Origin of the sequence: Gemmobacter caeruleus (assembly GCF_008271655.1) — a bacterium.
Taxonomy (GTDB): Bacteria; Pseudomonadota; Alphaproteobacteria; order Rhodobacterales; family Rhodobacteraceae; genus Gemmobacter; species Gemmobacter caeruleus.
The window spans coordinates 488,691-503,002 of the sequence record NZ_VKKX01000033.1; the positions used below are offsets into that span (position 1 = coordinate 488,691).

Genomic DNA, 14,312 nt, shown 5'->3' on the forward strand with positions numbered 1-14,312 from the left:
AAAATAATTCCCCTCCGGCCCAATAATGCGGGATATAGGTCAGTTTTGCTGACTTTTATTCCCCGGGCGCCAGCGGTATCAAGGCGCACCCACCGATTTGCCGCAGGGAGGCGCCGACATGGCCAAGGAACGGATGCTCCAGTTTGTCACCGTGAACCGGGAAATGCCGGAGAAGCGCCCCGCCGATCTGCGCGCGCAGGATTTCCATGAAATCTACCGCGAATTCGCAGAGGCCAAGGCGACCGAACAGGCGAGCCGGTGCAGCCAGTGCGGCGTGCCCTATTGCCAGGCGCATTGCCCGCTGCACAACAACATCCCCGACTGGCTGCGCATGACCGCCGAGGGCCGGCTGGAAGAGGCCTATGCGCTGAGCCAGGCCACCAACAGCTTCCCGGAAATCTGCGGCCGCATCTGCCCGCAGGATCGCCTGTGCGAAGGCAATTGCGTGATCGAACAGTCGGGCCATGGCACCGTGACCATCGGCTCGGTCGAGAAATACATTACCGATACCGCCTGGGAAAACGGCTGGGTCAAGCCGGTGAAGCCGGCGGTGGAGCGGACGGAAAGCGTGGCGGTGATCGGTGCGGGCCCGGGCGGGCTGGCGGCGGCCGACATGCTGCGCCGCAAGGGGTTTCAGGTCACCGTCTATGACCGCTACGACCGCGCGGGCGGCCTGCTCACCTATGGCATCCCCGGCTTCAAGCTGGAAAAGCCGGTGGTCATGCAGCGTGTCGAACAGCTTGAGGCGTCGGGCGTGCATTTCGTGATGAATTGCCGTGTGGGCGAGGATCTGAGCTTTGACGCGATCCGGGGCCAGCATGACGCGGTGCTGATCGCGACGGGCGTCTACAAGATGCGCGATGTGGGCGGGCCGGGCGTGGGGCAGAAGGGCATCGTGCAGGCGCTGGATTACCTCACCGCCTCCAACCGCAAGAGCTTTGGCGATGAGGTCGAGGCTTTTGACAATGGCGATCTGAATGCCGCGGGCAAGCGCGTGGTGGTGATCGGCGGCGGCGATACCGCGATGGATTGCGTGCGCACGGCCATCCGGCAGGGCGCGACCTCGGTCAAATGCCTGTATCGCCGCGACCGCGCCAATATGCCCGGTTCGCAGCGCGAGACGCAGAATGCCGAGGAGGAAGGCGTCGAATTCGTCTGGCTGTCGGCGCCCAAGGCCTTTACCGGCAATGGTCATGTCGAAGGCGTGCTGGTGCAGAAGATGCGTCTGGGCGCGCCGGATGCGACCGGCCGTCAGACCCCCGAGATCATCGAGGGCGCCGATTATGTCGAAGCCGCCGATCTGGTGGTGACCGCGCTTGGCTTTGAGCCCGAGGCGCTGCCGACGCTTTGGGGCGTGCCCGATCTGGCCGTGACCCGCTGGGGCACGATCAAGGCCGATTTCCGCACCCATGCGACGGCGCTGCCCGGCGTGTTCGCGGCGGGCGACATCGTGCGCGGTGCCTCGCTGGTGGTCTGGGCCATCCGCGACGGGCGCGAGGCGGCGGATGCCATCGCCGATTATCTGGCGCAGCCCGCCTCGGTGGCGGCAGAGTGAACCGATGCCGCCCCGGGGCGGGGCGGCCAGATTGCACAGGGATTAGGCCATCATGGGCGAAGCGATACGGAACAGGCTTGGGGGCGACGCGGCAGCGTCCGATCCCGCACGCCCGGCCCGCCGCCCGGATGTGACGATCGACACGCTGCGCGACGATGCCCGGCTGCGGCTGTGGCGGCATCGCGGGCGCGGGGACCGGCTGGTCGTGTGCTTTTCCGGCGTCGGGCGTGACCGGCGCCAGCCGCCGCGGCTGGAATTCGCCAAGACCGCCAGCGGGGCGGGGCGCGATCATGCGCTGTTCGTGGCCGACCCCGCACGCAGCTGGCTGAACGCGCCGGGCCTGATCGAGGAAATCGCCGGTCTGGTGGAAACCGAGGCCGCGCGGCTGGGGGTGCGGCAGGTCGTGGCCATGGGGCATTCCATGGGCGGCTTTTCGGCGCTGGTGCTGGGGGGCTTTACCCGCGTGGATGTGGCGCTGGCGCTGTCGCCGCAATTCTCGGTCGCGGCGGATGTGGTGCCGGACGAGCCGCGCTGGATGATGTTCCGCAAGCATTTCACCGCGCAGCGCATCCGGCAGGCCGGCGATCACATGCCGGCGCAGACCCAGCATTATGTGCTGTTCGGCACCCATTACCGCGAGGCGCCGCAGCGGCGCCTGATGCGGCCCGCGCCGAATGTCTCGTGTTTTCTGCTGCCGAAGGTGCGGCATGATTCCGTGGTCAGGCTGCATGATGCGGGGGTGCTGGACGATGTGGTGCAACTGGCCTTTGCCGGGCGCACCCGGCGGTTGCGGCAGCTTTTGAAAGACCGGATGCAGGCGGTGCAACTTGCCCCTGCATCCCCGGCAAGCGAAGGAGCGGCGGAATGAAACGTCTGACCCTGGCCATTGCGGCCCTGATGACGCCGATCACCCCGGCGCAAGCCGGCAGCTTCAAGGCGCCCGAGGGCTGCGAGGCCTTTCTGACCGTGCAGGCGCGCGGGTGCCGGGTGTCGAACCATTACCGGTGTAGCGCCGATCAGCCCGGCGATCAGTGGCGCGCCGATTTCGATCAGGAGGGGATCTTCTTCCTCAGCCGGATCAACCGTGAAACCGAATGGGTCGAAAGCTTCAGCTTCGATCCCAAGGTGCGGCAGGTGCTGGAGGCAAGTCCGGCCGATCCGGCGCGGTTCAGCGGGCTTTTGTCCAGCGGGCGCGACGATTTCGATTTCTGGCTGAGCCGCGACGATGGCACGCGTAGCCATGTGACCGGCCATGACGCCCTGACCGGCCGCAGCATCACCATTGACGGGGTGCAGCTGCAACAGACCGAATACAGCTATACCGAGGTGGACCCCGAGGGCAAAATCCTGGGCCAGGCCAAGGGTAACGAATATATCCACCCCGACTGGCGGATGTTCTTTGCCGGCCCCTCGCAGCATTGGGACGGGCTGGACTGGGTGCCGATGGATGGCAGCCCGGTGCAGTTCATCCAGCCGGGCGAGCCCGGTTTCGCGGCGACCCAGCCGATTTTCGAATGCGGTGCGGTGATGTCGCTGGCGCCGCTGAACCTCTTGCTGCAACAGGTGCGCGATGAGCGGTGAGCTGCGGCCAGCGGCCCGGCAGGGCGGTTGTCTCTGCGGGGCGGTGCGCTATGTCGCGGCCGCGCTGCCCGCGCATATGCATGCCTGCCATTGCAGCATGTGCCGGCGCAGCAACAGCGCGCTGTCGCTCAGCGTGCTGGTGCCGTTTGACGCCCTGCGCGTCACGGGGGCCGAGCATCTGACCACCTATGCCTCGTCCGACTGGGCCGCGCGGTCGTTTTGCAGCCGCTGCGGCGCGGGGCTCTGGTATCGGCTGACCCAGCCCGATGCCGCGACCGCCGATTACTATCTTTCGGTGGGCACGCTGGACGATCCCAACGGCCTGCCCTTGAGCCGCGAGATTCATATCGACGCCAAGCCGGACGGCTATGCCCTCGCGGGCACCCATTCACGACTGACCGGGGCCGAATTCGAGGCCCTGCTGCAAGCCAACCCAGAGGAGTGAGCCATGACGATCTATGATGAAGCCTGGGTGAAGGCCGAGGAGACCAAGCGCGCTTTCCTGCACGAGCATGGGCTCTACAAGGAGGATGACGAACATTCCTCTTGCGGCGTGGGTCTGGTGGCCTCGATCAGCGGCAAGCCGTCGCGCAAGGTGGTGGATGCCGGGCTGGATGCGCTGCGCGCGATCTGGCACCGCGGCGCAGTTGATGCCGATGGCAAGACGGGCGACGGCGCGGGGATCCATATCCAGATCCCGGTCAAGTTCTTTTACGACGTGATCCGCCGCACGGGCCATGAGCCCGACATGAACAAGCTGGTCGCCGTGGGCCAGGTCTTCCTGCCGCGCACCGATTTCGCCGCGCAGGAACGCTGCCGCACGATCGTGGAAACCGAAGTGCTGCGCATGGGCCATTACATCTATGGCTGGCGCCATGTGCCGGTGGATACCAGCGTGCTGGGCGAAAAGGCCAATGCCACGCGCCCCGAGATCGAGCAGATCCTGATCCGCTGCGAGAAGGACATTGATCAGGAGCGCTTTGAACGCGAGCTGTATATCATCCGGCGCCGCATCGAAAAGGCGGTGACGGCGGCGGGCATTGCGGGCTGCTATCTGTGCAGCCTGTCCTGCCGGTCGATCATCTACAAGGGCATGATGCTGGCCGAACAGGTGTCGGTCTTCTATCCCGATCTTCAGGACGAACGCTTCGAATCCACCTTCGCGATCTATCACCAGCGCTATTCCACCAACACTTTCCCGCAATGGTGGCTGGCGCAGCCCTTCCGCATGCTGGCCCATAACGGCGAGATCAACACGCTGAAGGGCAACGTGAACTGGATGCGCAGTCACGAGATCCGCATGGCCTCCAGCGCCTTCGGCGAGATGGCCGATGACATCAAGCCGATCATTCCGCCCGCCACCTCGGACAGCGGCGCGCTGGATGCGGTGTTCGAGGTTCTGGTGCGCTCGGGCCGGTCGGCGCCGATGGCCAAGACCATGCTGGTGCCCGAAGCCTGGTCCAAGACCACGACCGACATGCCGAAGGCCTGGGCGGATATGTATGCCTATTGCAATGCCGTGATGGAGCCGTGGGACGGCCCCGCCGCGCTGGCGATGACCGATGGCCGCTGGGTCTGCGGCGGGCTGGATCGCAACGGGCTGCGCCCGATGCGCTATGTCGTCACCGGCGACGGCCTGCTGATCGCCGGGTCCGAGGCGGGCATGGTGCCGGTCGATGAAGGCACGATCCGCGAAAAAGGCGCGCTTGGGCCGGGGCAGATGATTGCCGTCGATACCAAGGAGGGCAAGCTCTATCACGACGCCGAAATGAAGGACCGGCTTGCCGCCAGCCAGCCCTATGGCGAATGGATCGAAAAGGTCGTTGACCTGAACAGTCTGCTGCGCGACGTGCCCGAAGTGCCGACCTTTGCCGGCGCCGCCCTGCGCAAGCGCCAGATCGCGGCCGGCTATACGGTCGAGGAGCTGGAGCAGGTTCTGGCCCCCATGGCCGAGGACGGCAAGGAAATGATCGCCTCGATGGGCGATGACACCCCGGTTGCGGTCCTGTCCAAGCAGTATCGCCCGCTGTCGCATTTCTTCCGCCAGAACTTCAGCCAGGTCACCAACCCGCCGATCGACAGCCTGCGCGAAAGCCGGGTGATGAGCCTGAAGACGCGGTTCGGCAACCTCAAGAACGTGCTGGACGAAAGCTCTGCCCAGACCGAGATCCTCGTTCTGGAAAGTCCGTTCATCGCCAATGCCGAATATGCGGTCATGCTGCGCCAGTTCGGCGCGCAGGTGACGGTGATCGACTGCACCTTCCCCGCTGGCGCCGATCAGGAAGCGCTGCGCCTGGGGCTGGAACGCATCCGCGCCGAGGCCGAGGATGCCGTGCGTTCGGGCGCCGCGCATCTGGTGCTGACCGATGAACAGCAGGGCGAAGGCAAGGTCGCCATGCCGATGATCCTCGCCACCAGCGCGGTGCATAGCTGGCTGACGCGCAAGGGGCTGCGGACCTTCACCTCGCTCAATGTGCGGTCGGCGGAATGTATCGACCCGCATTATTTCGCGGTGCTGATCGGCTGCGGCGCGACCACGGTGAACCCCTATCTGGCGCAGGATTCGATTGCCGACCGCATCGACCGCGGCCTGCTGGAGGGCAGCCTGACCGACGCGATGCGCCGCTATCGCGATGCGATCGACGCGGGCCTGCTGAAGATCATGGCCAAGATGGGCATCTCGGTGATCTCGTCCTATCGGGGCGGTCTCAACTTCGAGGCCGTGGGCCTGTCGCGCGCCATGGTGGCCGAATATTTCCCCGGCATGCACAGCCGCATTTCCGGGATCGGCCTGCATGGCATCCAGATGAAATCGGCCGAGGTGCATGCGAAGGGCTGGCTGGGCGGCAGCGACGTGCTGCCGATCGGCGGCTTCTACAAGGCACGCCGCTCGGGCGAGAAGCACGCCTGGGAAGCGCAGACCATGCACATGCTGCAAGCGGCCTGCGACCGCGCCTCCTATGACATCTGGAAGCAGTATTCGGCGGCGATGAAGGCGAACCCGCCGATCCATATCCGCGACCTGCTGGATATCAAGGCGGTCGGCAAGGCGATCCCGATCGAGGAGGTGGAATCCATCACCTCGATCCGCAAGCGGTTCGTCACGCCGGGCATGTCGCTTGGGGCGCTTGGCCCCGAGGCGCATATGACGCTGAACATCGCGATGAACCGCATCGGCGCGAAATCTGACAGCGGCGAGGGCGGCGAGGATCCGGCGCACCAGCACCCGTTCCCGAACGGCGACAACCCCTGCGCCAAGATCAAGCAGGTGGCCTCGGGGCGCTTTGGCGTGACGGCGGAATATCTGAACGCCTGCGAGGAACTGGAGATCAAGGTCGCCCAGGGCGCCAAGCCCGGCGAGGGCGGCCAGCTGCCCGGCATGAAGGTGACCGACCTGATCGCCCGGCTGCGGCACAGCACCAAGGGCGTGACGCTGATTTCGCCGCCGCCGCATCACGACATCTATTCGATCGAGGATCTGGCGCAGCTCATCTATGACCTCAAGCAGATCAACCCGCGCTGCAAGGTGACGGTCAAGCTGGTCTCGGCCAGCGGCGTCGGCACCATCGCGGCGGGCGTCGCCAAGGCCAAGGCGGATATCATCCTGATTTCCGGCCATAACGGCGGAACCGGCGCCAGCCCGGGCACCAGCATCAAATATGCCGGCCTGCCCTGGGAAATGGGGCTGACCGAGGCGCATCAGGTGCTGGCGATGAACAACCTGCGCGAGCGGGTGACGCTGCGCACCGATGGCGGGCTGCGCACCGGCCGCGATGTGGTGATCGCCGCCATGCTGGGCGCCGAGGAGTACGGTATCGGCACCGCCGCGCTGATCGCCATGGGCTGCATCATGGTGCGTCAGTGCCAGTCGAACACCTGCCCGGTCGGTGTCTGCACGCAGAACCCAGAGCTGCGCAAAAAGTTCACCGGCACCGCCGACAAGGTGGTCAACCTGATCACCTTCTACGCGCAGGAGGTGCGGGAGATCCTCGCCTCCATCGGTGCGCGGTCGCTGGATGAAATCATCGGTCGCGCCGATCTGCTGACCCAGGTCAGCCGGGGGTCGGCGCATCTGGACGATCTGGATCTCAACCCGCTGCTCATCAGCGTGGATGGGGCGCAGAAGATCACCTATGACCGGTCGAAGCCGCGCAATGCCGTGCCCGATACGCTGGATGCCGAAATCGTCAAGGACGGCGCCCGCTTCTTCGAGGATGGCGAGAAGATGCAGCTCTCCTATGCCGTGCGCAACACGCTGCGCACCATCGGCACGCGGTCGTCCAGCCACATCGTCAAGAAATTCGGGATGCGCAACAACCTGCAACCCGACCATCTGACGGTAAAGCTGACCGGTAATGCCGGGCAGTCTCTGGGCGCCTTTGCGGTGAACGGGCTGAAGATCGAGGTGCAGGGTGATGCCAACGATTATGTCGGCAAGGGCCTGTCGGGCGGCATGATCGTGGTGCGGCCGCAGATGTCTTCGCCGCTGGTCGCGGAGGAAAACACGATCATCGGCAATACCGTGCTGTATGGTGCGACCGACGGGTATCTGTTCGCTGCCGGCCGCGCGGGCGAGCGGTTCGGCGTGCGCAACTCGGGTGCCACGGTGGTGGTCGAGGGCTGCGGATCGAACGGTTGCGAATACATGACGGGCGGGGTGGCGATCATCCTGGGCCGGATCGGCGCCAATTTCGGCGCCGGGATGACCGGGGGCATGGCCTATCTCTATGATCCGAACGGCGTGGCCGAGGATTTCATGAACCTGGAAAGCCTGGTCACCTGCGCTGTCAGCCACCCGCATTGGGAGGCGCAGCTCAAGGGTCTGATCCAGCGTCATGTCGCCGAAACCGGCAGCCGCAAGGCCGAACGCATCGTGGCCAACTGGGAGGCAGAGCGCGCCAATTTCCTTCAGGTCTGCCCGAAGGAAATGCTGGTCCACCTGCCGCATCCCCTGTCGGACGAGGCCGCGAAGGTGCCGGCGGAGTGATCTTGCCCCTGTGAAATGCGAACGCCCGCGGTGCTGCCGCGGGCGTTTGTGTTTCGGCGCTCAGCCGGGGAACTGCCCGGCCGTCATATGTCGCTTGCGGCCATGGCCGGGCTGGCGTTCCACCGCGAAACCCGCCGCAGCCAGCGCGCGCCGAACGCCTCCGGCGGCGGTATAGGTGGCAAAGCTGCCGCCCGGCGCGGTGTGGCGGCCGACCTCGGCCATCAGGTCATCCGACCAGAGTTCGGGGTTCTTGGCAGGCGAGAAACCATCCAGAAACCAGGCATCGGCGCGGCCCTGCCATGTCGGCAGCGTCTGGCGCGCGTCGCCGATCACGATCTCGGCCCTGATGCCGGGCAGCGACAGCCGCGTCGTCCCCGCCGCCCATTGGTCAAGGAAGGGGCCGGCCACCGCCCGCGCCTCGGGGAAATGGTCAAGCGCCTGGGCGATATCGGCGGCGCGCATCGGAAAGGCCTCAAAGCTGGTGAAGCGCAGCGTGCCGGGCGCCCCCATCCCCGCCCAGAGGATCTGAAGCGCCAGCAGGTTCAGCCCGGTGCCAAAGCCCAGTTCCGCCACATGAAACCCGTCACGCAGCCGCGTCTCCAGCCGGTTGCCCGCCAGGAAAACATGTCGCGTTTCGCTCAGCCCGTCATTCAGGCTGAAATACGGATCGTCAAAGCGGGTGGAGACGGGTATCACCCCGTCGCGCCAGTCAAGTTGCGCGGTTTCGGTCATGGCAGGCCCTTTCTGCCGCGACCCTGCGGAAAGGGAACGGGAATGGCAAGCGTGGATGTCACGGTGCGCGGCGGCGGGATCTTTGGTCTGGCCTGTGCCTGGGTGCTGGCGGGGCGCGGCGCGAAGGTGCGGCTGATCGAGACGCGCGCCATCGGGGCCGGATCGTCGGGCGGGCTGGTCGGCGCGCTCAGCCCGCATGTGCCCGAACAATGGAACCCGAAAAAGCAGTTCCAACTGGAAAGCCTGCTGATGGCGGCCGCTTTCTGGGGCGGGGTGTCGCGCGCCTCGGGCCTGCCCACGGGCTATGTCCGCAGCGGGCGGTTGCAGGCGCTGGCCGATGCCGCTGCCGTCGCCAAGGCTTCGGAACGGGCCGAGGGCGCGCGGGAGCTGTGGCGCGGCGCGGCGGAATGGCAGGTGCAGCCCGCGACCGGCGCCGGGTGGGAGCCGCTCAGCCCCGGCGGTTATCTGGTGCGCGACACGCTGTCGGCGCGGCTGCATCCGCGTCTGGCGGCGCGGGCGCTGGTCGCGGCCTTGCAGGGCGCGGGCGCCGAGGTGGTGATCGGCGATGCGGCGGAAGATGGGCTGGTGCTGCATGCGACCGGCGCGGCGGGGCTGGCGGCGCTGTCTGACGATCTGGGCCGGCATGTCGGCGGCGGGTTGAAGGGGCAGGCGCTGGCGCTGCGCTTTGCCGCCCCGCCCGATGCGCCGCAGCTTTACGCCGACGGGTTGCATATCGTGCCGCATCCCGATGGCACGGTGGCGATCGGTTCGACCTCGGAACGCGATGTGACCGATCTGGCCACCGACCATCAGCTTGATGCGCTGCACGCCCGTGCGGTGGCGGCCTTGCCCTGTCTGGCGGGCGCGCCGGTGATCGACCGCTGGGCCGGGCTGCGCCCCCGCGCGCGGTCGCGGGCGCCGATGCTGGGGGCCTGGCCCGGGCGGCCGGGCCATTTCATCGCCAATGGCGGTTTCAAGATCGGCTTCGGCATGGCGCCCAAGGTGGCCGAGGTGATGGCCGATCTAATCCTGACCGGGCAGGACGACATCCCGCCCGGGTTCCGCGTGGAGGACAGCCTCTGACGGGTCAGAGCCCGTAGAGCGCGCCGAACTTGGCGTCGAGATAATCGAGCAACGGCGCCTCGTTCGGCTCGAACCCGCAGGCGCGGGCGATCACGTCGCGCGGCTCATACCGCCCGCCATGGCGCTGCACCTTTTCGCGCAGCCAGCCCGTCGCGGCCGAGGTATCACCGCGCGCGAGATGATCATCCAGATCGGGAATGTCGCCGCGCAGCGCCTGATGCAGGCAGCCGGCATAGACATTGCCCAGCGTATAGGTGGGGAAATAGCCGAACAGCCCCGCCGACCAATGCACATCCTGCAACAGTCCATGTGCCGGGCGATCCACCGCGACGCCGAAATCGGCGGCAAAGCGGTCATTCCAGGCGGCCTCCAGATCGTTCACCTGCAAATCGCCCCGGATCAGCGCGCGTTCCAGGTCAAAGCGCATCATCACATGCAGGTTGTAATGCACCTCGTCGGCCTCGGTGCGGATATAGCCGGGCTGGACACGGTTCACGATGCGGGCAAAGGCCTCGGGGCTGGCCACGCCGAAATCGCCAAAGCGATCCAGCATCTGCCGATACATCCAGCCGGCAAAGGCGGGGCTGCGGCCAAGCTGGTTTTCATAGATCCGGCTCTGGCTTTCATGCACGCCCATGGAGACGCCATTGCCCAGCGGCGTCAGCAGGTAATCCTGATCAATGCCCAGCTCATAGCAGGCATGGCCGACCTCGTGGATGGTGGAGTAGAAGCAGTTGAAGGGATCGGTTTCCACCACCCGCGTCGTGATCCGCGCATCATTGCCGGAGCCGGAGCTGAACGGATGCACTGCCAGATCCAGCCGCCCGCGCGTGAAGTCATAGCCAAAGCGCGACGCCAGATCGCGGGCAAAGCGCAATTGCGCCGGCTCGCCGAAGTGGTGGTGCAGGGCGGGCGGCGCGGCGGCGGCCAGCACGGCCTCGCGCAGCCGCACGAGGCGCGGGCGCATCCGGTCGAACATGCCGCCGATCACCGCCGCCGTGGCGCCGGGTTCGTAATCGTCCATCAGCGCGTCATAAAGATCGCCGCCCTGGGCCAGGGCTGCGGCCTCTTCGCGCTTGAGTGTGATGACCTCGGCCAGCGTGGGCAGGAAATCGGCCACCTTGTCGGCGGCGCGGGCATCGGCCCAGATCATCTGCGCCGTAGAGGTGACGCGGGCCAGCCGCTGCGCAAGTGCCGCCGGCACCTTGGTCGCGCGGGCATGGCTGCGGCGGATCAGCCGCAATTGCGCCGCCGCCTCGTCATCGGGGGCCTCGGCCGCCTCCAGCCAGTCGGCGATGCGGGGGTCGGTGCGGCGGCTGTGCAGCACGCCTTCGATCGCGGCCATCTCCTCGCCGCGCTGTTCCGCGGCGCCGCGCGGCATCACGGTTTCCTGATCCCAGCCCAGCCGGCCGGCGATCTGGCCCAGGGCTTCGGTCTCGCGCTGAAAGGCCATCAGGGCGTCATAGGCACTCATCACTGGGTTCCTTTGCGGATCGACCCGGCAACCGGGTATTGGGTGAAAAAGCGGGCGCGGATGATCAGCACCCAAAGCAGGATCGCGCCAAGCTGGTGGGTGATCGCCACATGCAGATGCGCCTCGGTCAGCGCGGTAACGATGCCAAGCGCCAGTTGCAGCAGCGCGACGCACAGCACCGCGAGAAACGCCGTGCGCGTGACGCCATGGGCCGAGCGGCGGCTGCGGATGAAGGCAAAGACGACAAAGGCCACCAGCAGATAGGCGATCATCCGGTGGACGAATTGCACCATGCCCTCGTTTTCAAAGAAGGCCCGCCAGACCGCGCCGCCATCGGGCACATAGAGCGCGTTTGACGGGAAGAATTCGCCGCTCATGTCGGGCCAGGTCGGGTAGGCGCGACCGGCATTGATGCCGGCGACCAGCGCACCCGCCAGCACCTGCACGAAGGCCAGATGCATCAGCCCGGTGGCAAGGCTGAACAGCCGCCCCTCGCGCCCGCGGCGGGCTTGCAGCAATTGCGCCTCGCTGCGCGACAAGAGCAGCACATACCAGGCGATCAGACCCAGGATGACAAAGGCGATACCCAGATGGGTGGCCAGCCGGTACGAGGCGACCTCGACCATGGTGCCGGTCAGCCCCGAGGCCACCATCCACCAGCCGATCGCCCCTTGCAGCCCGCCAAGCGCGCCAAGCGCCAGCAGGCGGCCGGTCCAGCCGGCGGGAATGCGTTTCGTGGCCCAGAATGCCACGAAGCCAAGCGCCCAGACCAGCCCGATTACCCGGCCCAATTGCCGATGCCCCCATTCCCACCAGAAGATCGCCTTGAAGGCCTCAAGGCTCATGCCCTTGTTTTGCAACTGATATTCCGGGGTCGCCTGGTATTTTGCGAATTCCTCGGCCCAGGCGGCGTCGTTCAGCGGCGGAATGGCACCGTGGATCGGCTTCCATTCGGTGATCGACAGGCCGCTATCGGTGAGCCGGGTCAGCCCGCCCACCAGGATCATTGCCGCGACCAGCACGAAGATCAGCGCCAGCCACAGCCGGATCGCGCCGCGCGCGCCGCTGCCCCGGTCAATCAGGCCGGGCTGCGGGGCGGGGGCCTGGGCCTTTTCGCCGACTTCCTCGAAAATGCTGCGTTTCTGCGCCATGGCGATCCCCCTGTTGCGGGCTGACACTATGCAAGGCGCCGCGCGGCTTCAAGCCGTCGCGGGTGGTCAGCGCCGCCCTTCCATCCGGGCCATCAGCGCGACGGCGACCAGCCCGACGCCCATGACCAGCAACGCGGCCGGCGCGGCCTGACCCAGCTTTTCAAGGCTCGCCAGTTCCTGCGTGCGGGTGGCCAGCGTATTGTAGTTGAAGGGCCGCAAGAGCAGGGTCGCGGGCAGTTCCTTCACGCAATCGACAAAGACGATCAGCAGCGCCATGCCGACCGATCCGCGCATCATTGGCAGGTAGACCTCGCGCAGCACCGCACCAGCGGGGCGGCCAAGCGCGCGCGCCGCCAGCGGCAGGTTGGGCGAGATGCGCCCGAAGGCCGCATCCACCGCGCCCTGCGCAATGCCGAAGAACCGCACGACATAGGCCAGCACGATGGCCGCCGCGCTGCCGGTCAGCAACAGGCCCGGGTCATGCCCGGTCAGCGCCAGAATGCCATCGGCCAGCCGGTGATCCAGGGCTGCCAGCGGGATCAGCAGCCCAAGCGCCAGCACCGCCCCCGGTGCGGCATAGCCAAGCGCGGTCACCGGCAGGATCCAGCGCGGCAGGCCCCGCCCGGCCATGCGCAGCCCATAGATGAACAGCACCGCTGCCGCGACCGTGATCGCCGCCGCCGCCCCGCCCGCGACCAGCGTATTCACCAGCGCGCGCAGCAGTCCCGGCTCGATCCAGGCTTGCGGGTTGCGCATCCCATGCGCGGCCATCACCGCGACCGGCAGCACGAAACCCATCCCGAAGGGCAGAAAGCACAAGAGGCTGGCCAACCAGCCGCGCCAGCCCCGCAGCGGCTGTGCCGCCACCGGCCGGATCTGCCGGGCGGAGCCGTGAAACCGCGCGCGGCGGCGGCCGATCCGCTCCACCGCCAGCAACAGCACGATCACCCCCATGGCAACACCGGCGATCTGCGCCGCGCCCCCGGCATTGCCGGCGGTCAGCCAGGTGGTGAAGATGCCGGTGGTCAGCGTCTGCACCGAAAAATGCGTGACCGTGCCGTAATCGGCCACTGTTTCCATCAGCGCGAGCGCGACCCCGGCGGCGATGGAGGGCCGCGCCAGCGGCAGGCCCACCCGCCAGAATACCGCCCATGGGCCGCTGCCCAGGGCGCGCGCCACCTCATATGACCCGCCGGATTGTTCGCGAAAGGCTTGCCGCGCCAGCAGATAGATATAGGGGTAAAGCGCCGCCGACAGCACGACGATCGCGGCCCAGGGCGAGCGGATCTCGGGGAACCAGTAATCGGCGGCGGTCTTCCACCCGGTCAGCGCCCGCAAGGTCACCTGCAAGGCGCCGGAATAATCAAAGAAATCCACCAGCGCATAGGCCCCGACATAGGCCGGCACCGCCAGCGGAAACAGCAGCGCATAGGACAGCCAGCCCGACCCGGGAAAGCGATAGAGTGTCACCAGCCAGGCCGCCCCGGTGCCGACCGCCGCCGTGATCACCCCGACCCCGGCCATGAGCAGCAGCGTCATGCCCATATAGCGCGGCATCACCGTGGCCAGCAGATGCGGCCAGATGTTTTCGGTCGGGTGAAAGGCGATCCAGATCACCGACAGAATCGGCGCCAGCACGATGGCCGCAATCAGCACCGCCCCGAGGGTCCAGCCATCGGGCAGGCGCAGGCGCCGCGGCGCTACTTGAGTGTTTTGCTCGGTCATCGTGCCGCCTGCCTAGCGCAAGGC

At 66.9% G+C, this 14,312-nt stretch carries 10 protein-coding genes; 6 read left to right on the plus strand and 4 right to left on the minus strand.

From position 1 onward, the window contains the following. The first annotated feature begins 118 nt into the window (after window positions 1-118). Genes FOA17_RS12980 through gltB form a run of 5 tightly spaced genes read left to right on the plus strand, consistent with a single transcriptional unit; the run spans window position 119 to window position 8,123 of the window. Window positions 119-1,555 (plus strand): NAD(P)-dependent oxidoreductase, encoded by a 1,437-nt coding sequence (locus tag FOA17_RS12980; protein WP_149141914.1) that lies wholly within the window; start codon window positions 119-121, stop codon window positions 1,553-1,555. Between the two features lie 52 nt (window positions 1,556-1,607). Beyond that, on the plus strand, window positions 1,608-2,423 hold the full coding sequence (locus tag FOA17_RS12985; RefSeq protein WP_149141915.1) for a hypothetical protein: 816 nt from the start codon (window positions 1,608-1,610) through the stop codon (window positions 2,421-2,423). After that, entirely contained in the window at window positions 2,420-3,136 is a 717-nt protein-coding gene (locus FOA17_RS12990) for a hypothetical protein (protein ID WP_149141916.1), read from the plus strand. The genes FOA17_RS12985 and FOA17_RS12990 overlap by 4 nt, the downstream gene beginning before the upstream one ends. After that, window positions 3,126-3,581, plus strand: a complete 456-nt coding sequence (locus FOA17_RS12995) for a GFA family protein (protein WP_149141917.1) — start codon at window positions 3,126-3,128, stop codon at window positions 3,579-3,581. The genes FOA17_RS12990 and FOA17_RS12995 overlap by 11 nt, the downstream gene beginning before the upstream one ends. 3 nt (window positions 3,582-3,584) lie before the next feature. Beyond that, window positions 3,585-8,123: a glutamate synthase large subunit gene (gene gltB, locus FOA17_RS13000; RefSeq protein WP_149141918.1), complete on the plus strand. Its 4,539-nt coding sequence runs from the start codon at window positions 3,585-3,587 to the stop codon at window positions 8,121-8,123. Window positions 8,124-8,183: 60 nt separating this feature from the next. On the opposite strand, the gene mnmC2 is transcribed toward gltB, so the two are convergent. Next, window positions 8,184-8,855, minus strand: a complete 672-nt coding sequence (gene mnmC2, locus FOA17_RS13005; protein ID WP_149141919.1) for a tRNA (5-methylaminomethyl-2-thiouridine)(34)-methyltransferase MnmC2 — start codon at window positions 8,853-8,855, stop codon at window positions 8,184-8,186. Window positions 8,856-8,897: 42 nt separating this feature from the next. Here mnmC2 and FOA17_RS13010 point away from each other — a divergent pair, with 42 nt between their 5' ends. Beyond that, entirely contained in the window at window positions 8,898-9,938 is a 1,041-nt protein-coding gene (locus FOA17_RS13010) for an NAD(P)/FAD-dependent oxidoreductase (RefSeq protein ID WP_149141920.1), read from the plus strand. Window positions 9,939-9,942: 4 nt separating this feature from the next. Here the strand turns inward: FOA17_RS13010 and FOA17_RS13015 are convergent, their stop codons facing one another. The 3 genes from FOA17_RS13015 to FOA17_RS13025 form a co-directional block, all read right to left on the minus strand. Then, a complete protein-coding gene (locus FOA17_RS13015) occupies window positions 9,943-11,412 on the minus strand; it encodes a carboxypeptidase M32 (RefSeq protein WP_149141921.1) in 1,470 nt (489 codons plus the stop codon). Then, complete coding sequence (ctaA, locus tag FOA17_RS13020; protein WP_149141922.1) at window positions 11,412-12,563, minus strand: heme A synthase; 1,152 nt, start codon at window positions 12,561-12,563, stop codon at window positions 11,412-11,414. Before ctaA ends, FOA17_RS13015 begins: the two co-directional genes overlap by 1 nt. 66 nt (window positions 12,564-12,629) lie before the next feature. Then, window positions 12,630-14,288, minus strand: coding sequence for an ABC transporter permease (locus tag FOA17_RS13025; protein WP_149141923.1), 1,659 nt, complete (start codon window positions 14,286-14,288; stop codon window positions 12,630-12,632). Between the last annotated feature and the right edge of the window lie 24 nt (window positions 14,289-14,312).